This window comes from Maritimibacter harenae (assembly GCF_009882975.1).
Lineage (GTDB): Bacteria > Pseudomonadota > Alphaproteobacteria > Rhodobacterales > Rhodobacteraceae > Maritimibacter > Maritimibacter harenae.
Genome location: NZ_WTUX01000019.1, coordinates 320,465 through 341,230, shown reverse-complemented (window position 1 = coordinate 341,230; position 20,766 = coordinate 320,465). Strand labels below are relative to the sequence as shown.

Genomic DNA, 20,766 nt, shown 5'->3' with positions numbered 1-20,766 from the left:
CCCACCACGCCCCGACGTCAAGCGGGCGCGAAATGGCCCCCTCTTGCCGTTTGCGCACGATCCGTCATTGTGCGCCCCCAAAGGAGACGCACATGACACAACCCATTGAGCTTCACTACTGGCCCACGCCGAACGGGTGGAAGATCACCATCGCGCTCGAGGAAATGGGCCTGCCGTATGACGTCAAATATGTGAACATCGGCAAGGGAGAGCAGTTCGAGCCTGCCTTCCTCAAGATCGCGCCGAACAACCGGATGCCGGCCATCGTCGACCCCGAAGGGCCGGACGGCGCCCCGATCTCGATCTTCGAGTCGGGGGCGATCCTGCAGTACCTCGCGCGCAAGACCGGCGAATTCTGCGGGCCGACCGAGCGGGACCGGATCTCGGTCGACCAGTGGCTGATGTGGCAAATGGGCGGATTGGGGCCGATGGCCGGACAGGCGCACCACTTCCTGAAATACGCCCCCGCGATGGACCCGCCCAACGACCTGCCCTACGCCAAGGACCGCTACCGGGCCGAGACCGGGCGCCTCTACGGCGTGATGGACCGCAGGCTGAGCGAGACGGAATACCTGGCCGGCGATTTCTATTCGATCGCCGACATGGCCTGCTACGGCTGGGCGTCGCTCTGGGAGAACCAGGAGCAGACGCTGGACGACAAGCCCAACCTGGCCCGCTGGCTCGACCTCGTGGGGTCGCGCGAGGCGGTGCAGAAGGGCATGGCGGTCGGCCGCGAACACCGCTCGCGGCTGCAGGACGACAAGGACGCGCAGAAGGTGTTGTTCAAGCGCTGAACGCCGGCCCGTTCGTGGAAACAGGAAAACCGCCAGCGGGTCCCGCTGGCGGTTTTTTGCGGCCCTGCGGGCGGTGCGACTTATGCCGTCATGGCGTAGACCGGAAAGACGCTGCTTTCGCCGTAATCCTGGATTTCCCGAACCGACTTGAGCTTTTCCATGTCCGCCGCGGAGATCTCGAAGTCCACGTCGGCGTTGTTCTTCATGTGATCCGGGTTCGCCGTCTTGGGCAGCGGCAGGAGCCCCAGTTGCAGCGTGTAGCGGATCGCGAGCTGCGGGACGGTGACGCCGTAGGTGTCGGCGATCGCCTTGATGTCGTCACGGCCGAGGATTTCGCCGTGGCCGACGGGCGAATAGGCTTCGGCCACCATGTCGTTGGCATGGATGAAGTCGATCAACTCGAACGGGGTATTCGACACGTGGGCGAGCACCTGGTCGAGCATCGGCTTGACGCGGGCGTTGTCGAGCAGGTTTTGAAGATCCTGCTTCTGGAAGTTCGACACGCCGATCGCCTTGAGCTTGCCGGCCTCGTAGGCCTCCTCCAGCGCCTTCCACGCGGCGAGGTTGCCCTCGAAGAAGCGGTCGTCGGCGCCGAAGTGCTCCCACGGTTGCGGGCTGTGGATGATCATCAGGTCGATGTGGTCGAGCCCCATCGTCTCGAGCGAACCGTCGATGGCCGCCTTCGCGCCCTCGTAGTCCTTGATGCCCGCGTCGAGCTTCGTGGTCACGAAGATCTCGTCGCGGGGCACGCCGGCGTTGCGCACGCCCTCACCGACGCCGCGTTCGTTCTGGTAGGCCTGCGCGGTGTCGACGTGGCGGTAGCCCATGTCGACCGCGGCCTTCACCGCGTCCGCGACCTTGTCGTCATCGATCATCCATGTGCCGAGCCCGATCTTGGGAATCTCGATGCCGTTGGGCAGCTTGTATGTTTCGTTCAGGATCATGTCAGTCCTCGTCTCTTGAAGGTGTCGTGGCCGCGGGGCCGCTCAGGCGCCGTAGTCTTCGTCGCTCACGTGTTCCATCCAGGTCACGGCTTCGCCGTCGATGGCTTCCTGGATCGCGTAATGGCTCATGGCCGTCTCCGGGCTCGCCCCGTGCCAGTGCTTCTCACCGGCGGGGAACCACACGACGTCGCCCGGGCTCACCTCTTCGACCGGGCCGCCCTCGCGCTGCACCCGCCCGCGACCGGAGGTGATGATCAGCGTCTGGCCGGCCGGGTGGGTGTGCCACGCGGTGCGCGCGCCCGGTTCGAACGTCACGTGCGAGCCGGCGACGCGCCCCGGTTCCTCGGCCTGGAACACCGGGTCGATGCGGACGGTTCCGGTGAACCACTCCTCGGGGCCCTGTCGGGACGGAAAGGTCGATGGACGGATGATTTTCATGCTCTCGCTCCGATCGCTGTTGCGTTGGGACACCATATGGCGCAAGCCGCACTTATTGATAAGGCCGCTCATTTCGTTAGAGGCTATCGATACAGGCCATGAATGGAGGACGCATGTCGCGCACGGATTTCAACGACCTGATGTGGTTCCTCACCGTCGCCGAGGAAGGCAACTTCACCCGGGCGGCCGCCAAGCTGGGCGTCGTGCAGTCGACCCTGAGCCACAGGATCAAGCGGCTCGAGACGCGCATGGGCATGCGGCTCCTGGCGCGCACCACACGTTCGGTCGCGACCACCGAGGCCGGAGAGCGGCTGCGGCGCACGCTCGCCCCGCGCATGAGCGAGATCGAGGCGGAGATCGCCGCGCTCACCGAGTTGCGCGACACGCCATCGGGGTCCGTGCGTCTCACCCTGTCGCACCACGCGCTGACCCAGCTGATCTGGCCCAAGCTGCGCGCGGTGATGCGCGACTATCCCGACATCAAGCTGGAGCTCAGCGTCGACAACGGGTTCCGCGACATCGTCGAGGAGGGGTTCGACGCGGGCATCCGGCTGGGCGAGAGCGTGGAGCACGACATGATCGCGCTCCCGGTCGGACCGGACTGGCGGCTGGTCGCTGTCGCGTCGCCCGACTACGTGGCGCGCCACGGCGCGCCCGTGGTGCCGCAGGATCTTCTCGACCACCGCTGCATCAACCGCCGCCTGATGACGGCCGGGGGCCTCTACGCCTGGGAGTTCGAGCGGGACGGCAAGGACGTGCGCGTGCGGGTCGACGGGCCGCTCACGCTGGATGACGACGCCACGATGATCGACGCGGCGCGCGCCGGGATCGGGATCGCCTACGTGCCCGAGGACCTGGTCGAGGCGGACGTGGAAAGCGGTGCGCTCACCGTGCTGCTCGACGACTGGTCGCCGCGCTTTTCGGGCTACCACATCTACTACCCGAGTCGTCACCGCAACCTGCCCGCCTTCCGCACCGTGGTGAACGCGTTGCGCCAGCGCGCGCGGTGACGCGGAGGCGCAAACAGACCTTCCGCCCCCCGGCCCCTCCCGTTAGTTTGGGTGAAAACCGGGGACGGACATGCGATTTCTGACACTCCTGGCCTTGCTATTCTGCCTGGCCGCACCCGCCGTCGCGCAGGATGGCACCATCGCCACCAACAACGGGTCGAGCACCGAGCAGGTGTTCACCGACGCCGCCATCGCGACCAAGATCCGGGACATCCTGGGCGAGCTCGAGGGCTACGAGGACGTGCGCGTGTCGGTCAGCCAGGGGATCGTCACGCTGAAGGGCACGACGCTGGAGGTCGGCCAGCTCGAGGAGTTGCAGCGGCTCGTGGGCCGGGTCGAAGGGGTCGTGGCCATCGAGAACGGGGTGACGATCTCGACCGACGTGCGCCGGCGGCTCGCCCCGATGATGGAGCGCTTCCAGCTTCGGTTCTGGCAGGTGGTGGCCTTCCTGCCGCTGATCGGCATCGCCATCGTCGCCTTCGCGCTGGTCACCTGGATCGGCCTCTTCGTCGCCCGGCGGCGCCAGCCCTGGGACCGGATCGCCCCGAACGCCTTCATCGCCGACATCCTGCGCGCCGTGATCCGCGTGGGCGCGGTAATCGGCGGGCTCGTGGTCGCGCTCGACATCCTCGGGGCCACCGCGCTCCTGTCGACGATCCTCGGGGCTGCCGGCATCATCGGGCTCGCCATCGGGTTCGCGGTGCGCGACACGGTGGAGAACTTCATCGCCTCCGTGCTCCTGTCCGTGCGCCAGCCCTTCGCGCCCAACGACGCGATCGAGATCAACGGGGACGAGGGCAAGGTCATCCGCCTGACGAGCCGGGCCACCATCATCCTGAGCTTCGACGGCAACCACATCCGCATCCCCAACGCGACCGTCTTCAAGGCGCGGATCAAGAACTACACCCGCAACCCCGAACGGAGGTTCGAGTTCGACATCGGCGTGGCCTATGGCACCGACCTGGCCGCCGCGCGCGAGCTGGCCCAACGGACGCTCGCCGACCTGCCCTTCGTGCTCGATACCCCGGCGGTGTCGATCTGGACGACCGAGCTGCACGGCTCGGACATCGGGATGCGGCTGACCGCCTGGATCGACCAGCGAGAGACCGGCCTGCTCGCCGCGCGCTCGGAAGCGATCCGCCAGGTGCTCATCGCCTTCGAGGCGGCGGGGATCGAGATGCCGGAGCCCACCTACCGCCTGATGATGGACGGAGGCCCGGCCGCGCCGGCCGACACCCTCGCACCACGCCCGGAACCCCGCCCCGAGGTGCAGAACGTCGCCGCGAAGATGGAGAGCGACCTCGAACACATCGTCGAGGTGGAACGCGAAATGGAACGCGAAGACCTCCTGAGCGCCGACGCGGTCAAGGAATAGCGCCTTCGCACGCCCCGGCGCGCACGGGGCAATTTTTTGGCTTGCAGGCCAAACGGGCTTTGAGTAGGAACACGCGCACCGTTGGGGTGTAGCCAAGTGGTAAGGCAGCGGTTTTTGGTACCGTGTATCGTAGGTTCGAATCCTACCACCCCAGCCACATGCCTCCAATACATCAAGAAAACCAAGGGTTTGCGCGCCCGCAGCCGGCCATCGCACCGGGATCGGCGCCGCTTGTCACACAAACTGTGACACATCCTGTAACACAGGCGCGTCCCGCGGGGCCCGGCGCCGCGACCGAGTCACCCGGGCGGAAACGGCCGCGTCCGGGCCCCACGCGCCGGCCGACCTACCTCCTGCGGCGTGGGTCCCGTTTCTACTTCCGGAAAAGATTACGTTACGTCAACAAGGGCGGAAACCCGGCCCGGGCGTTTCTGTGCCTGTCCCTTCGCACCTCCGTTCATACCGAGGCGATGCAGCGTGCCGCGCATCTCCTCGTCGTTTTGAACCGCGAAGAGAACCGATTGATGAAAGACGCCACGACACCGGGAACACCGCTTTCGGCAGAGCAGATCAAGGTCATGCTCTCAGAACTCCTGCGCAACGAGCTCGGGCGCATCATCTCGGAACAGGACCGGGGTGCCGAAGACATCGACGCGCTCGACGCCCGTATCGCGCAGCTCGAAGCACAAGCGGACGCGGTCCGGCACGCGGCACGGCAGAACGACTTCTCGGACATCGAACCCGCCGTGCGGCGCGGTGCGGAAAAGTTCGGCGTGGCACTGCCGGACGCGCTGCCGCCGGCGCTCGGGCGCCGGGCGGCGGATCTCCTGCGCGAACTGCACGCGCTCGAGGCCCGGGCCCTCGACGGGTTCGACGCGCGCACGGAGGCCGAACCCCTCGTCGCGCGCCACTCCGCGCTGCCCGTCGATGACTTCGTGGAGAACGAGCCTGTCCTGCTCAGCGCCGCCTGGGAGAAGACCTTCGAGCTCTACCCGTCGAAATCGATGCGCGGCAACTTGAACGCGATCGGCAAGCTCGCCACCGCGTTCTTCGGTGATGCTCCCGTCTCGATGCTCACGAAAGACAGACAGAAAGAATTCTTCGTCTGGGCCTCTCGCCTCCCGCGCAGCCACGGCAAGACGCATGGCAAGAACCGGTTTCATCCGCTCCGGCCGAAGACCCAGGAAGCGAAATACTCACGCACAAAGTCCGACGAGATCGCTGAGGCCGACGCCCAGGACGAGCTCGTGATGGAGGAAATCCGGTGGATGGACGGCCTCTCTGACTCCGAGAAGCGCGCCCTTCTCGCCGACCGGCTGGTCCCGCGCCTCACGTTCCAGACCCTGCACCGCTACCGCGACAGCCTGAACCGGCTGTTCCGGGCGGCGGAAGAGCTGGGGTGCGGGGACGTGCCGCAAACGATCTCTTACAAGGATGTCCAGCGTGCTGTTAACGCGGCCGCACCGGACGACGAGCTCTATGTGCGCGTCACGAAATCCAAGATCCGGATGCCGTGGTCGGAAGAGCACCTCGCGGCCTTCCTGACGGGCCCGCTCTATTCGGGCTGCGCGTCGCTCTCTCGGCGCTGGAAGCCCGGCAGTGTCATCATCCGGGATGCCTTCTACTGGGTGCCGCTCATCGTGTTGACGATCGGTAGCCGGATCGAGGAAGTCCTGCTGTTGAAGCGCAAGAACATCATCCTGCGCAACGGGGTCTATTGCTTCACGCTCAACCGCGAGAGTGACCAGACAGGCAAGACGGAAGACGCCCAGCGGGTCGTGCCCGTGCCCCAGCTCCTGCTCGACCTCGGGTTCATCGATTGGTGGAAGACTCTCGACGCGGACCATGGGCCGCTCCTGTTCCCGGATGCGGTTTCACGCGCCTCGACGCACGACGTCGTCGGGCCCTTCAGCAAAGCTCTGAACATCATCCTCGGGCACCTGGGGCTGCGGAATTTCGACGAGGACTTCTACGCGATGCGCAAGACCTTCAGCTCGATGCTGAACGACAAGAAAGTTCCCGAGAACGAGCGGCAGGCCCTTGCGGGACACAAGCGCGGCTCGGTCATCAACCTGCACTACACGGCACATCGGACGAAGAACCTGAAAGCCGCGATCGACAAAGCGGATTTCCAGCTGGAGATCTCCTTCTCCGAGCCTCACGGCTTCCCGGTGATCGCAGGCTGCGGCCTCTCGACGGGCGACGCGATTGCCGTCGATGTCGTGCTCGGCGAAGACGGCGAGGCTGCATCGGTTCGCGTGTCGAAGGTGGATGACGGCGAAGACGTGGAAACCTATGACCTGGTCGATCCGCAGACCGGTGAGAAGTTGCCCCCCGACGCGGTCCTGAAAGTCGCCTCGCGCTTCCGGGACCGGGTCGACGGGCACCGTCTGGTGCTGCCGAAAGCGCCGATCCGCCGGCAGGCTGTCGAGCACCTGCACGCCCTCGGGTGATCGTTGAACAACCGACGCGTGGTTCCCTGGCAGTGTCAGCCGTTTCTTTTCCGTCCGCCTGCTAAAAATCGGCAACGCGTGTTTCTGGTCCACGCGCGTTTGGCCCATCTCCTTCTCATCTTTAACGTCAAGACGGAAGGAACCCACGGTGAAGCAATATTGGTCTGGCGACGGGCGCTACCAGGAGACACAAGACAAACTTTGGGCCTTGATCCCGGCGATGGGTGACGTCCGGCACAAAGGCCGAAAGCTGGAGAAATATCGTCGTGCGGTTGGCGTTTACCGAGACCTCTACGTCAATGGCCTCTTCAACCGGTTTGGCGAGGTTCGGGCACTCCTGGGCGTGACCCCGCTTCACTTCGGAATCCGTCCAACGACGATGGATCTGTTCCGCGAAGATTTTCTGGAGGCGGTCGAAGCCGCGATGGATAATGTCATCCTGGACGCGGCGATCGAACAGGGCTTGCGCGTGGTTGAGCTGTCCGCGCACGAGAATATGCGCCTGCGTGCGCTGCCAGGATTTGGGAAGCACGCTGCAAAGGTCGGGAAAGTCCCGGTAAGGTGAGGCCGGGTGCTGCAAACCCTCGTAGTCGCGGCGAATGGCACGTCTTGTGATGCTGCAACGCCACGTCGAACCTCTCCATGAATCTCGGGAGTGGGCCGAAAATGGTCGTGGTCATTCGGGTCGGGCAGCGGTCTTTCGAAACACCTCGGATTGGGCTCGACGTCGGCGATGGACGACCAAACCAAGAAAACTCGATACGTTCCCCACATCGTTTTGGCCCAGCAGGGCTTGCACCTATGTGTAGTCAAAAGACGATGATCGTCGTCAGTGACTTCGCCCCATGAGGGTTCTTCTTAACAACGCAGAAAAAGAGGACTTTAACGCGTATTGAAAAGAACACATCAGGCTACTGGAAGCTGCGGCCGGGTGACGGATACCTCATCACCGGAGCGCCAGCCGTTGCCGATATTCCTGCTGGAGGCGTATGGGCCTTCTGGTGTGACATGGTGCGCAAGGACGGGGAGGACGTCATCTGCCTCCTCGATCTTTCTGAATTCGAAGCTTTAGCATTTGCGTCTGATGAAGAATACGACGCGTTTATCGAGGCAAGAAGTTTCGACATCAATTTCGACAATTCTCAGACTTCAGCGGCAATCCCGAAAAACCTTTTCTCACGAGCCTCAAGAATGTTTTCGGTAGCGGAAAGCGTTTGGGATGACCTCTGGGAGGCGCAATTGGCCGAAAAAAATCTGGCGTGACTTCAGGTGAGTTGAAATGTCTGTTGGGTCGGCGGCGATCGCCGATCCATCACGTAGGGCTTACGTTCGTCGCAGGGGGCGACTGCCGCCGCATCTGCGAGGTCACGTAGGAGGAAGGGCGGGAAGCGGCCGTTAGCTGCACCTTGAACGAACGGCAGCGAAGCGCAAGAAGCGGGCTTTGCATAATTTGCGAAACAGATCCAACCAGCATGTCGCGCTTCGGCGCCCACAAGACCGGACGTTGGAGTTGCCGTTGCAATCTGTTTCGAAAATGATGCACGTTGAGCAATGAATACTACCTCGCGGCTACTGTGCGTGCGGTTCTTTCGGAGGCAAGATGTTAGACAAAGCATCTGTTGAGTGGGCGATTGACTTCGTTGCGGAGCACTCGGATGGGGATCTCTTTCCTCAAATAGCAGAAATGCGCGTGATGCAGGCCGAAAAGGATCGACTTGCAAATGACATTTCTGGAAAAGATCTACACCAATTCCCGATTGGCACCTCGAGGCGGTTCATCGTTCCCAAAGATGAAATATCGTATCGTCAGGCGACCCAGCTTGATCCTCAAGATTCTATCATCCTATCCGCGATTATGCACCAGTTTGGAGCTGGCGTGGAGCAGCGTCGAAAACCGTCTGACAAAGTATTTAGCTATCGCTTTTCTCCGTCTCACGATCATGGTCTATATGCCAGTCAGTCAGGCTGGAATGACTTCTGGGCTAAGGTGGCGCAGAAGTCCTCAACGTCCTCAATAGTCCTCTATTGCGACATCGCTGATTTTTACAATCAAATTTATCACCATACAGTTGAAAACCAACTCATGGACTCTGGGTTTTCAAACCAATCAATAAAATGGGTGATCCGTCTTCTTGAATCTACGACGGCGGGTGTCTCAAGGGGGATTCCCGTTGGGCCTCATGCGGCACACCTGATTGCGGAGGCGACTCTTATTCCAATTGACAATAGCTTGGAGGCGCAAGGCATAGATTTCTTGAGGTATGCCGACGATATACTTGTATTCTGTTCGTCTCAAGATGATGCCAGGGAAGCACTTTCACAAATTGCTCGCTCTCTTGACCAACAACAACGTCTAACCCTTCAGAGACACAAAACCAGGTTCCTCTCCCCAGAAGAGGCAAAATCCTTGTGTCGGCAGATGGTCGAAGATCGACCTATCAATAGAAACGAAAGGGACCTACTAAGGATTGTGAAGAGATACTCGTCAGGCAATCCATACAGAATGATTTCTTTTCGTTCAATTAGGCAATCTGACTGGAAGAAAATCCGTGATAGCAAAATTGATGAAATTATTGATGAATACCTATCTCAAGATCCGGTAGACTTTATTCGTCTGCGCTGGTTCTTCCGAAGGCTCGCACAGGTTGGTCATCCCGGCGCGATCAAGAAGGTGATTTCAAGAATCCATGACCTAAGCCCCTGTCTTGCCGGGATTTGTGCCTATCTGTCGAGCGTTCAGGATCTTGAAGAGGATGATTGGCGAGACTTGGGTGAAGAATTAGTCGGATTGCTGACGGATACATCTTTGGCAAAAAATGAGTATTTTCGCCTATCCGTGTTGAGCCTTTTTTCGCGAAATGCGACTCTTAATCACATATCCCGGATAATTGGCTTTTTCTCGTCGGGTGATCCCTATGTGAGGCGTGAGGTCATACTGTCGGCCATGGCATCGGGAGCAACGGATTGGCTCCGTGAACACAAGGAAGAATTTTCTCACATGGATCCATGGCAAAAAAGAGCATTCATTTTCGCGTGTTCTAAGTTCCCGCCTGATGAGCGTCAGTATTTTCTCGGTAGGTTTCCTCAGGAGCGAGTGTTTGATGCGGTCCTGCTAAGATGGGCGAAGCGTTAGAATTGCTCAATGATCAATGTTTAATCCTCATGTGAAACGTAGGCAGCATCCCTGTTCTCGTTGGCTCTGCTTTTGTCCTTACGCGATTCGAAGGCGCGGTAGTTAAATAACAGTAAAACCTCCTTTGGGGAGAGAACAATCTTAGACGCCGAACGCACGAACGACAGCAATGGACCGCAAGTGTCGGTAGTCATGAAAGGCGGAAAGCTGACCTTCTCCGCACCTGAGCATGCTTATGCGAAAGATTGAGAGCAGACATACCTACCGGGCTGGTCCCGAGCACGGCCATGTCATGCACGTCAGGCGGAGTGCGGACTCTTGCTATGCGACCTATCGACGTCGAAACGCCAACCTTGTCTTCCGATTTCGAAGGGGCCAAGCTACGGTTCGGGTTTGGAAAATACAAAGCCACGAGCCGCATGGTTACCGTCACAAGTGTAAATATTCCCGCGCCCTCCGACTGGCAGGCATTCGAGCGGCTGACAAGGGATCTGTTCGAAAGCGAATGGCAGACAGACGACGCTCGCGCCAATGGCCGGTCTGGCCAAGAGCAGCATGGTGTCGATGTTTTCGGCACGGATCGGGTTCACAACAAATGGGTTGGCGTCCAGTGTAAAGGCCGCTCTGGAGGTTATGGGAAGGCGCTTAAAGAAAAAGATCTTCGTGAAGAGGTCGAGAAGGCAAAGGCCTTCCGCCCCGCTCTCGACAAGTTCATCCTCGCCACCACAGCCCCCAATGATGCGCGAATACAGGAAGTTGCGCGAGAACTGAATGAGAAGAACCGGAAGGAGCTTCTCTTCGAAGTCGATGTCATGGGCTGGGACGAGATCAAGGCCGTTCTCAATCGCCATCCTCGCGTCGTGGCGATTCATTGCTCGGGCGTGTCGCCGATCGCCGACTTGAAGATATCGGAAGCGATGAATGACCTACGCGGTGACATCTCCAGGGATCTGACAGGACTCACGTCCGGGATTCTTGATTTCCAGAGGTCGGTCGTAGCGGGCTTGGAGCGAGAGCCGGATGGAGACGCTCTCGGTCAGCGCATCACTGATGCCGCCGATCTTCTGAACGATAGCCCGGCGCAAACCGCGATCACCCGGCTTGAACGACTTCTCGAAAATGAGGGCCGCACTGCCAGCGCTCGAGACCGTTTCCGCATCAAGGCCAACCTTGGATCCGCCTATTTTGCAAAGGGTTACAAGGATGCCGCCGTAGACTGGTATCGTCAGGCTCACGATGAGTATCCTGATACATCCGAAGCGCTATCCATACTGGCGGCTGCAGAGTCCATCACGGGCAATCGTGAGAAGGCGGCTGAACTGGCCGCCCGCGCCATGGCGATGCCAGAGCCACAACAGCGGGCAGCTGGAGTGTTCCTGGAGACGGCTCTGGCGGAAACGCCATGGCAAGAGCTTCAGGCCCAGCTTCCGGAACCGTTCCAGCGAATCCCGGAATTTCTTCTGGCACTCGCGGAGCACGCCCAGAAGGCGGGCCAGCTCAAGGATTGCCGGCGGTTGATCAAGGATGCGGTCAATCGAGACCCTGACAATTGGCGCGTGCGCGCATATGCAGGATACCTCAGGTTCCAGGAAGTCGCCGAGCGAGAAGACATCCGTAGCCTCAGGCTCATGCGGAAAAGCGACATCGAGATCGTCGAGGAAGCGAGAGCACATTTTCTTGTTGCCTGGGGCCTTCTGCAGGCAAGCGGATGGGCGCGAGAGGCTGAAACCTGCATCATGAACGCCCTCTCGGCCTCCCTGATGCTTGGGGATGAAGAGAAGGCTGAAGAGCTCATCGAAGAAGCCTTCCGGAGACTTGGAGATACGCCGCAACTGCTGCGGTTCCGCGCCGCTCATAAGATGCACAAGGGAGAGGACGCTGCGGTTGCCGATGCACTTTCGAGGATTCCCGAAAGCGATCGGAATCCGAATGACGAGCTTATGCTTCTCCAAGCGCGCATCAATGACGGGGATCCAGAAGCAGCTCTCGCACGTGCCGACTTCCTATATCGAACAGCAGAAGACGCCGGCTTGCGTGTCGCATTTGGCAACTGCCGTATCTTGTCCGCTGCGCAGATAAACCCTGATCTCTTCAAGGAAGTCGCCCATGACATCCTGACAGAGCATCCGGACTCCACACTGCTCTTGGCCTGCTTCGTGTTCAACCATCCTGGCGACATCGACGATCCCGCAATCATCGATCGCCTTGCCGAGTTGTCAGAGCGCGAAACCAACAGCTTCGCGCGTGACCGTGCGGCCCATGCACTTGCGATGGTGGGCCGGAACTCCGAAGCCGCGGACATCTATCTCGATCTCTGCAGTCCTGACACGGATACGCCTCAACTGAGGATGGCACTCCAGACACTGGTGAACTGCCGCAGGATTCGAGAAGCCCGAGAACTCTATGGGAAGCTCGACGCCAGGATCAAAGATACCGCCAGCATGCGGAGGATCGGCGCTGTCATCTTTCAGTGCGCTGGCAACTTGAAGGGCGCCAGAAAGGAACTCGAGCACGTGTTCGGCACAGGGGATGTAACCCTGGAAGACCGCGCTCGCTGGATCGACATTTGCGAGCGTCTGCCGGACATCTCTTCTATCATCCGGTATCTCGACACCGTGCCGGTGGACATTACCGGCGATCCCCGGATGCGTATGCACCTTGCGCACAAGCTCGATCACCACACGGACGACTTCCAGAGGGCGCTCGAGATCGGATACCGCGCGTTGCGCGACGGATATGAAGACCCCCAGATACATCTCGGCTTCATGGTCGGGTTGATCCTGACAGGCCGTTCTGGGCGACAGGTCGATTTCGACCGCGAGGTCGTTGAGAAGGATACGGTCGTTGTGGTCTCGCGAGATCACGCTGATCCGTTCACGAAGATCATTGAGACAGCTCCCGCCCCGCGGGCGGACCGCGACGAACTTTCCCCTGAAGACCCGTTGGCTCTTCGCTTGATGGGAAAGGCTGTGGGTGACAATTTCCCGATGGATTCCGCTGTCGGGAAGCTGAACGCCACCGTCACAAAGGTCCTGTCCAAGTATGCCCACGCGTATCATCGGTCTCAGAAGGACTTCGAGCGCTTGTTTCCTGAGAGCAAGATATTCGGAGCGCTTCGGATCGATGAAAATGATCTGGAAGGCAGCTTTCGTCCCATCCTCGAAAGCGCCAAGGAGCGTGCGGGGCAGGTCAAGCGCATCGAGGAGGCTTACGAGTCAGGTAAAGCCCCGATAGCTCTGTTGGCCGCTGCAGGTGGAGGCACGGTCTTCGATTTCTGGGATTTCCTGCGGCACCACGGCAGCATCAAAATCAGGATGGCCCTCGGTAATGCCGTAGAGCGGAAGGCGGCGACGCAATCGGTTATGGCTGCGCCGGGCATGATCGTCGATCCAATCACCCTATACGGCGCTCAGACCCTCGGCTTCGCCGACACCCTCCTTCAGGCCTGCCCGGACCTGCATATCACCCAGAGCAGCATCGATCTGCTTCACGAAGCCTATCAGGACAGGGTGGATGCCATCGGGGGAGAAGGGCGCCGAGGTAGCTTCGTCGCGGACGAGCACGGGGCGCGTATCATCGAGATGTCCCGAGAGATGTGCGACCTTCTCATATCGAACCTCGGACGAACCCTTGACCTGGCACGAGGCCTGAAAATCGCTATGCCGGAAGAAGGCACCGCCCTTCATCCGGATTTCGAAGCGGTTTTCGAAGATGTGGGCCCATGCTTTGTAGATACGCTGGTAGTCGCCAAGGAGAGAGGGTGGACCTTGCTGGCAGATGACACCGCCCTCCGGCTGTTTGCGAGCCTGGATGGTGTTTCATCGGCTTGGAGCCAGGTCGCACTGCAGATCGCGCGCAATAAGCGCACGATTTCGCAGGAAGCATATTCTGATGCCCTCGGCGCAATGCTGAAAGGGAATTACCGATACGTCAGCATCGACGGAGACACGACGCAGTTCGAGTGGGAGCGCAAGGATACGTCGATCTGGCTGAACCAATTCCTCGATCATATCGCTCTGCCGACGAACGACCCGTGGAGCATTGCCCAATTGATCGGATCCAGCCTTCTGGAACTCTGGGACGATGCGGACGATGGAGCGCGTTGCGTCGCCTATGCCGCCTTCATGCTCCAAGAGCTCTCATCTCGGTTGGGGGAAGATGGAGCGATCAAGATGTTGGGGGATGCGGTATCCGCCGCGGTGTCGAGGGCGCAGAGAAACGCCCGCATGATCAAACTCCCCCTAATCCTGTCGAGCACTACCAGCCTCGCTTCTCCAGGTTTTCTGGCCATGGAGATCAATCGCGACCATAAAGAAGCCGTCCTGAATACAATAGGTGACTGCGTGAAGTCAGCGCGGAAACTATCTAAGCTGCCTTAAATTGATCTTATGGTTCATGGCGGCGATTGACGTTTTTGCTTTCGTTGCCTCGAAACGACACGAGGGTCCGCTTTCCATGGCCGCGTCGCAGAAAATGAAGGGACGGAGGATGACTGCTTCGGGCCGTCAAGGACCCTTGCAGATTGGCACCTTGCATGACAAACGCTTGGCCGCCAATCTGCGTGTAGGCAAGTAAAAGGACAAGGTGTGAGCGCTCGGTTATCGACCGCTATTCGAATCGGCGATGCCGCCATGGCGATTCTACGGAAGACAAGGAGCTTTCCAGATCAACGCCTTGGGGAGATTGAAGACTGGGCAGACCGCGAACATATCGGCGTGGAGCCTATGCTACTGGCTCTTTCCATGGAATTGGCGCTCAAAGCGTGGTTTGTTTTCGATCACGACAATCCAGATGCACTGAAGTCTCATGACCTAATAAAGCTGTTCGAAGCCTTGCTGCCCGAAAGCCAGCAGAAGCTTGATCAGGAGTTTAGGCGATCTGTGAACCCACCTCACGCCAGCCCCTTCTTCGACGACTACGGTATTCGTGACATTCTTACCCAGCACAAGGATGCATTTATTGACTGGCGCTACCTTCATGAAGCTAAGAAGACGATGATGTTTGACCAGAGCGTTTTTGAGGCGACACTCGAAATGGTGCTCCGCGAATTCAGGAAGAGATATCTCATAGAAACGGTGACACCAACCTTCGGCGATTACGAGTAATGGCCGCTTCGGTGGCGCTGAGATGCGGAACTGGAGGTGGTGATGAATGACTGCTCAGGGCCGCCAGCTGACTTTACATAGTGGATAACTGTTACCATGCAGGCGCAGGGTGGACCATTTCGACCGAACGACGGGGGTGGTCTTCGCGCCAACAGCGTTATTGAGTGAAATGAGAGGGTCGCGGTGGTGCGCTTTGCCCATTTGAAGAAAAGGTGTGCGAGCGACGGTGGAAGTCTGTCTTGAGACCTGGGCTATAAAGGCGAGATAGCACTGCATATTGCGCCAACTCGTATCCGCGTTGGCCACGTTGACGGGACCTGTGAGACCCTACATGACTGGTATGACGAATGGTCTTGTTGGAGATGTCTTTTGCCCATCGATCCTTGCTTCGCCGACCTTCTTGCCGATCCGCGCAACGCCGTGCGTCCGCCGCCTGCCGCGGTGCCGATGGACAAGGTCCGTCGCGCTGCGGATGGGGCCATGGCGCTGCCGGACGCGCCGGAGATGGCGCGCATCGACGAGCGCTCGGTTCGGTTGCCAGACCGGGAGATCGTGGTTCGACACTACCGGCCGACCAATGCGGACGTGCTGCCCCTTATCCTTTTCGCACATGGTGGTGGTTGGGTCTGGGGCAGTCTCGATACGCACGACCCGCTGTGTCGCGAACTTGCTGACCGCACCGGTGCAGCAGTAATCAGTGTGGCCTATCGGCTCGCTCCCGAACACCACTATCCGGCTGCGCCAGACGACGTCTGGGCGGTCTTGGCTGACATCATGGCCCGGCCTGAAGCGTATGGCGTGGACCCGGGACGGGTTGCCCTGGCCGGGGACAGTGCCGGGGGACAGATCGTCACGGAGACCATGGTGCGTGCTCTTGAAGCCGGCCATCGGCCGAAACATCTCGCGCTTTTCTATCCCGCGCTCGACCCGGCCTGTGACACAGCCAGCCACGCCGAATTCGCGGAGGGTGCGATGCTGACACACGAGGGCATGCGCTGGTTCTGGGACTGCTACCTTGGTGCCGACCGGACCATTGAGCTGCGGGGGATCGATGATGCGACTGCCGCTTCATTCCCCCCTGTCACGCTACAGACCGCCGGATGCGATGTGCTTCGCGATGAAGGTCGGGTCTTCGCCGACCGGCTTCGGTCACTGGGAGTCGATGTCGAGAGCAGGGATCACGCGGGGATGCTGCACGGTTTTCTGTCACTCGGCGTGGAAACACCCGCGATCGAGGCAACCCTCGCGCTGGCCGCCGAACGCCTGCGTGACAGCTTGTCGGCGAGCTGAATGCAAAGCACCCGCGCGACGAGCGCACGGGTGCGGTTTTTGAGTGGTGGCGTTGCGCGTGATCAGTCGTTTGCCGCGGACAATTCCGCGCGGAACGCATCGAGCAAGGCCTGCGGATCTTCGACGCCGGCTTCTTTCGCACGCGCGATCCAGTCGGCCTCGACCGGCGCTATGGCATCGGCGAAGTTGTTGAAGAACTCGTCCGAGACTTCGTGGTAGGTGAAGCCGCCGATCTCCTCGAGCTGAGCCTCGGCGTTGTCTTCGTCTTCCTGCCAGACGCGCCCGATGATGCCGGCCAGTTCAGGCCCCGACACGCTCGCGATGGCCTCCTGGTCTTCGGCCGAGAGGGAGTCCCACCGGTCCTGGTTCATCAGGAGCGCGATCACCGATTGCCCCATGCCGCCGGGCATCATCGTAATCTCCTTGAAGATGTCCTGCGTCTTCCAGGAAATGATGGGCCCGAGCGAGAAGAACGTCCCGTCCACAACGCCGGTGGAGGCGAGTTCGTAGATTTCCGTAACCGGCTTCTGCACGGCGACGGCACCGACGGCGTCAATCACGGCGCTGGCGGTGGTCGACGGGGCACGGAGTTTCAGTCCCTCGAAATCCTCCATTGAAGTGACCGCGTTGCCTTCGGTCGTGGTGACACTCGTCGGCGCCGACGCGAAGACGGTCAGCACATGGGTGCCCTTAAACGGCTCGTATTGCGCGAGCTGTTCGTCGTAAACGCGGTTGAACACCGGGGCGACGGTCGCCTGGTCGGTCGGGACCAGGAGGGGCAGCTCGCCCATTTCCATGATCGGGAACCGGCCCGGGGTGTAACCCGGCAGGATCAGCACGATGTCGGCCAAGCCGTCGACGGCAACGTCGAATTGGTCACGCACGGCACCGACCGTCGCCGGCAAGTATTCCACGGTCACGCGCCCGTCAGTCGCCTCCTCGACGTTGTCGATCCATTCACCCAGTGCCGTGTTGAGCGAGTGGCTTGGCGGGAACCACGACGAATAGGTCAGCGTCGTTTCCTGCGCGGTGGCCATTGTGGCACCGGCCAAGAGCATGGCGGTGGTTGTGGTCGTCAAAGCGAAAGTCTTCATTTGGTCCTCCCTGAAGAGCCCGGGCCTCCCGCCCGAGCGAAAAAATTGCTAATGCCTCAGAAGAAAAGTCGTGGCAGCGCCAGAGCGAGCGTCGGCACGAGTCCGATCAGCAGCAGCCGCCCCAGGTCCGCCAGGACGAAGGGCAGGATGCCGCGGATGATGGTTCCCAGAGGCACTTCGGGAACCACGGATTTCAGGATGAAGAGATTGATGCCGATCGGCGGCGTGATCAGCCCAAGTTCGACCAACATGACCACCATTACGCCGAACCAGACTGGGTCGTAGCCAAGGCCGACGACGATCGGAAAGAACATCGGTAGCGTGAGCAGCATCATCGCGAGGCTGTCGAGCAGGCACCCCAGAAGGATGTAGATCAGGCAGATTACCAGCATGACCATCGCGGGGCTGAAGCCGCTGTCCTGCACAAAGGACAGGACGCCGTGATGCGCACCGGAATAGTTGACGAATTCCGCGAACACTTTTGCGCCGATGATCAGAGCGAAGAGCACCGCGGTGGTTTCGGCTGACTCGACGAGGATGCGCAGGAACTCGCGCCATGGCATCCGCCGGATGATCGCGAAGACGAGCGCGCCCGACGCCCCGATCCCGGCGGCTTCCGTCGCCGTGAAGAGGCCCGCATAGATGCCGCCCAGCACGACGGCAAACAGAACCGCCACTGACCACGTCTTGCGCAGCGTGGCGCGGCGCTCCGCCCGGCTGGCGCGCTCAACGTCCGGGGCCGCGTCGGGGCGGCGATACAGGGTGTAGCGCACCGCGAGACTGTAGCCGACGATTCCCACGAGGCCGGGGATGACGCCGGCAGCGAAGAGTTCGCCGATACTGGTTTCAGTGGTGATGCCGTATACCACCATGATGATAGATGGCGGGATCAGGATGCCCAGCGTGCCGCCCGCGGCGACCGTCGCGGTCGCGAGCCGGTCGGAATAGCCGAATTCGCGCATTGACGGGATTGCCACTTTGCCCATCGTGACGGCTGTGGCGACGGACGAGCCGCATACGGCGGCGAACCCACCGCAGGACAGAATGGTGGCGACGCCGAGTCCTCCCTTGAGGTGGCCAACATAGGCCTGGGCGGTGCGATATAGCTCCTTCGCGATGCCTGCGCCGGCGATCAGGTTGCCCATCAATATGAACAGCGGGATGACGGCAAGATTGTAGCTCAGGGTCGAGCTGACGGCGGACATACCGATCATCGAGAGGGCCGGCTTAACGCCTACGAGCATGGCGTAACCGACCGCACCGGCCAGCCCGAGGGATAGGGCAATGGGCACCCGCAAGAAGATCAGCGCGAAAGCCGCCAGGAAACCGAGGGTCGCGCTCAACATTATTCGATCCCCTTGGAAGGTGTGGACGTTAGCTCGCCCAGACGACGTGGCATAACGACGATGAGGGCGACGCGCAGGGCATATGCGATCGCAGTGACGCCGGAGAGAATGGACATGCCGTAGTAGACCGGGCCCAGCGGTATCCGCAGGTAGGGTGTGACGTCGCCGTATCCGGTAATGCGGTCACCGAGCAGCCAGAGGCGCCAGGCAAGCACGCCGAAAGCAGCGACACCGATCAGGGCGGCCAGGAGCTGTTGCAGCCACTTGGCGCGCGGCCCCATGATACCGTCGAGCAGGTCGACGGAAATGTGCGTGTCGCGCCACGCCACGCGTGGGTAGAGCAGAAAGGTGATTGCGACGAGCGCCAGTTCCGTGAGCTCCGTCGCGCCTGGAACGGGCGCGTTCAGGAGATTGCGTCCGACGACATCCGCGAGCGTGAGAAGCGCGGTCGCGAGCAGCAGAACCCCCGGCACAAGTCCGGCCAAGGTCCCCGCGTGTCGTGCGATCTTCGGCATCTCCATTGGCTTTCCTATTTGTCGGCGTCCGCCGCGCCGAGCATCAGCATCGTCGAGCGTGTGATGTTCGAGGCGATTTCATGGGGCTGAAGGCGACCGCCTTCGCGATACCAGAAGGCCATCCAGGTCACTGAGCCGCCAAGAGTGAGGGCGCTGAGAAGCGGGTCGTCGCTCTTGAAGACCCCTTCGTCGCGGCCCCTTTCGATGAAATCGGCGATCATGGAGAAGAATTGGCGGCGCTTTTCGTTCGCGCGGATCGCCTCGTCGACGGGCAGGCTCTTCTCCTCGCGCGTGTAGACGGCGATGTATTTCTGGTATTTGAGCACCGAAGAAACGTAGCGCTCCACCACCAGAGCAAGCGTGGTGCGGGTATCGAGGCGCAGGTTCAGTGCCCCCTCGACAGCCTCATGCACGTGGGCAACGCCGCGGATGCAGATCTCGACCAGCAGTTCGGGCTTCGATGAGAAGTTAGAGTATATGAAGGCCTTGGAGAAACCCATCTGCTCGGCAACCGCATCGAGGGTCGTGTTGGCGTATCCGTGCTCGTAGAACAAGTCGGCGGCCGTATCGACGATGCGATCACGTTTTAGCTGGGCGACTTCATCGCGGAATTTCAAAGGTCTTTCTTGGGGCACGGCAACGGGCTCCTTTGAGGAAATGGCCTCGCCGTTATGCCCGTTAGCCTTTGCCCGCGAAAGCGCGGCCCGGTTCGCGTTATCCACATGTTTCGAGGTCATAGCGACATGATGTCCCTTAGTTCGCGCATGTAGAGCAGACCGCTATTCACATCGGTCACGGTTACTTCGTGCCGCACGTAGCGGCGCCCACGCTTTTCGTATTTGTCCACGGCCTTGGCCGAGATGGTAACGGTCGCGCCGACCGGGATGGGTTCGTGCAATTCGGTCTCGTGCATGGTGTGGACCGAGCCGATGGCGAAGGGCTTGGTGTGGTCGAATTGCACGGACAGCACGAAGTGGCTGACCATCATCGGCGGCACGATCGCGCCGCCGAAGGGGCTTTCACCCTCGATGCGCCACGTGTTCATCTTCCAGCCCTCATACCAGGGCGTGTAATCTTCGACCGCATCGGCGTAGAGGATGACCAGCTCCGGCGTGATGGTGAGGTCGCGCGACAGCACGTCGCCCACCTCCACCATGTCCCAATAGGTCTGGCAGTCTTCCTTCAGGCTTTCGATGAATTCCCGGGTCTGACGAACCTGGACCTCGGTCATCGGACGAAGGCTGTCGGTGGCGATGGACTTGTTCATTT

At 60.6% G+C, this 20,766-nt stretch carries 17 protein-coding genes and 1 tRNA gene; 11 read left to right on the top strand and 7 right to left on the bottom strand.

Translation table 11 applies throughout. From position 1 onward, the window contains the following. The first annotated feature begins 92 nt into the window (after nt 1-92). Nucleotides 93-794, top strand: coding sequence for a glutathione S-transferase N-terminal domain-containing protein (locus GQE99_RS16380; protein WP_161352708.1), 702 nt, complete (start codon nt 93-95; stop codon nt 792-794). Nucleotides 795-874: 80 nt separating this feature from the next. Here the strand turns inward: GQE99_RS16380 and GQE99_RS16375 are convergent, their stop codons facing one another. Both GQE99_RS16375 and GQE99_RS16370 read right to left on the bottom strand, forming a co-directional pair. Further along, nucleotides 875-1,738 carry an aldo/keto reductase gene (locus GQE99_RS16375; protein ID WP_161352707.1) on the bottom strand — a complete coding sequence of 288 codons (864 nt, stop codon included), beginning with the start codon at nt 1,736-1,738 and terminating at the stop codon, nt 875-877. 42 nt (nt 1,739-1,780) lie between these two features. Next, nucleotides 1,781-2,176, bottom strand: a complete 396-nt coding sequence (locus tag GQE99_RS16370; RefSeq protein WP_161352706.1) for a (R)-mandelonitrile lyase — start codon at nt 2,174-2,176, stop codon at nt 1,781-1,783. Nucleotides 2,177-2,289: 113 nt separating this feature from the next. On the opposite strand from GQE99_RS16370, the gene GQE99_RS16365 reads away from it, so the two are divergent. From GQE99_RS16365 to GQE99_RS16320, 10 genes are all read left to right on the top strand, one after another. Further along, nucleotides 2,290-3,186: a LysR family transcriptional regulator gene (locus GQE99_RS16365; protein WP_161352705.1), complete on the top strand. Its 897-nt coding sequence runs from the start codon at nt 2,290-2,292 to the stop codon at nt 3,184-3,186. A gap of 70 nt (nt 3,187-3,256) precedes the next feature. Beyond that, a complete protein-coding gene (locus GQE99_RS16360) occupies nt 3,257-4,561 on the top strand; it encodes a mechanosensitive ion channel family protein (RefSeq protein ID WP_161352704.1) in 1,305 nt (434 codons plus the stop codon). A gap of 82 nt (nt 4,562-4,643) precedes the next feature. Further along, nucleotides 4,644-4,718: transfer RNA gene (locus GQE99_RS16355), tRNA-Gln, on the top strand. 367 nt (nt 4,719-5,085) lie between these two features. Then, nucleotides 5,086-7,014, top strand: coding sequence for a site-specific integrase (locus GQE99_RS16350; protein ID WP_161352703.1), 1,929 nt, complete (start codon nt 5,086-5,088; stop codon nt 7,012-7,014). A gap of 148 nt (nt 7,015-7,162) precedes the next feature. Further along, nucleotides 7,163-7,579, top strand: a complete 417-nt coding sequence (locus GQE99_RS16345) for a hypothetical protein (RefSeq protein ID WP_161352702.1) — start codon at nt 7,163-7,165, stop codon at nt 7,577-7,579. A 443-nt stretch (nt 7,580-8,022) separates the two neighbouring features. After that, nucleotides 8,023-8,277: a hypothetical protein gene (locus tag GQE99_RS16340; RefSeq protein ID WP_161352701.1), complete on the top strand. Its 255-nt coding sequence runs from the start codon at nt 8,023-8,025 to the stop codon at nt 8,275-8,277. Nucleotides 8,278-8,614: 337 nt separating this feature from the next. Next, entirely contained in the window at nt 8,615-10,147 is a 1,533-nt protein-coding gene (locus GQE99_RS16335; protein ID WP_161352700.1) for an RNA-directed DNA polymerase, read from the top strand. A gap of 323 nt (nt 10,148-10,470) precedes the next feature. After that, a complete protein-coding gene (locus tag GQE99_RS16330) occupies nt 10,471-14,526 on the top strand; it encodes a PIN domain-containing protein (protein WP_161352699.1) in 4,056 nt (1,351 codons plus the stop codon). Between the two features lie 207 nt (nt 14,527-14,733). Then, a complete protein-coding gene (locus GQE99_RS16325; RefSeq protein ID WP_161352698.1) occupies nt 14,734-15,252 on the top strand; it encodes a hypothetical protein in 519 nt (172 codons plus the stop codon). A gap of 369 nt (nt 15,253-15,621) precedes the next feature. Continuing rightward, nucleotides 15,622-16,542 carry an alpha/beta hydrolase gene (locus GQE99_RS16320; protein WP_161352697.1) on the top strand — a complete coding sequence of 307 codons (921 nt, stop codon included), beginning with the start codon at nt 15,622-15,624 and terminating at the stop codon, nt 16,540-16,542. 62 nt (nt 16,543-16,604) lie between these two features. On the opposite strand, the gene GQE99_RS16315 is transcribed toward GQE99_RS16320, so the two are convergent. Genes GQE99_RS16315 through GQE99_RS16295 form a run of 5 tightly spaced genes read right to left on the bottom strand, consistent with a single transcriptional unit; the run spans nt 16,605 to nt 20,764 of the window. Beyond that, nucleotides 16,605-17,636: a TRAP transporter substrate-binding protein gene (locus GQE99_RS16315; RefSeq protein ID WP_161352696.1), complete on the bottom strand. Its 1,032-nt coding sequence runs from the start codon at nt 17,634-17,636 to the stop codon at nt 16,605-16,607. A gap of 56 nt (nt 17,637-17,692) precedes the next feature. Further along, nucleotides 17,693-18,982 (bottom strand): TRAP transporter large permease, encoded by a 1,290-nt coding sequence (locus GQE99_RS16310; RefSeq protein WP_161352695.1) that lies wholly within the window; start codon nt 18,980-18,982, stop codon nt 17,693-17,695. Continuing rightward, entirely contained in the window at nt 18,982-19,467 is a 486-nt protein-coding gene (locus GQE99_RS16305) for a TRAP transporter small permease (RefSeq protein WP_161352694.1), read from the bottom strand. The genes GQE99_RS16310 and GQE99_RS16305 overlap by 1 nt, the downstream gene beginning before the upstream one ends. A 44-nt stretch (nt 19,468-19,511) precedes the next feature. Next, nucleotides 19,512-20,234: a TetR/AcrR family transcriptional regulator gene (locus GQE99_RS16300; RefSeq protein ID WP_161352693.1), complete on the bottom strand. Its 723-nt coding sequence runs from the start codon at nt 20,232-20,234 to the stop codon at nt 19,512-19,514. Continuing rightward, complete coding sequence (locus GQE99_RS16295; protein WP_161352692.1) at nt 20,231-20,764, bottom strand: MaoC family dehydratase; 534 nt, start codon at nt 20,762-20,764, stop codon at nt 20,231-20,233. The genes GQE99_RS16300 and GQE99_RS16295 overlap by 4 nt, the downstream gene beginning before the upstream one ends. Nucleotides 20,765-20,766 lie beyond the last annotated feature (2 nt).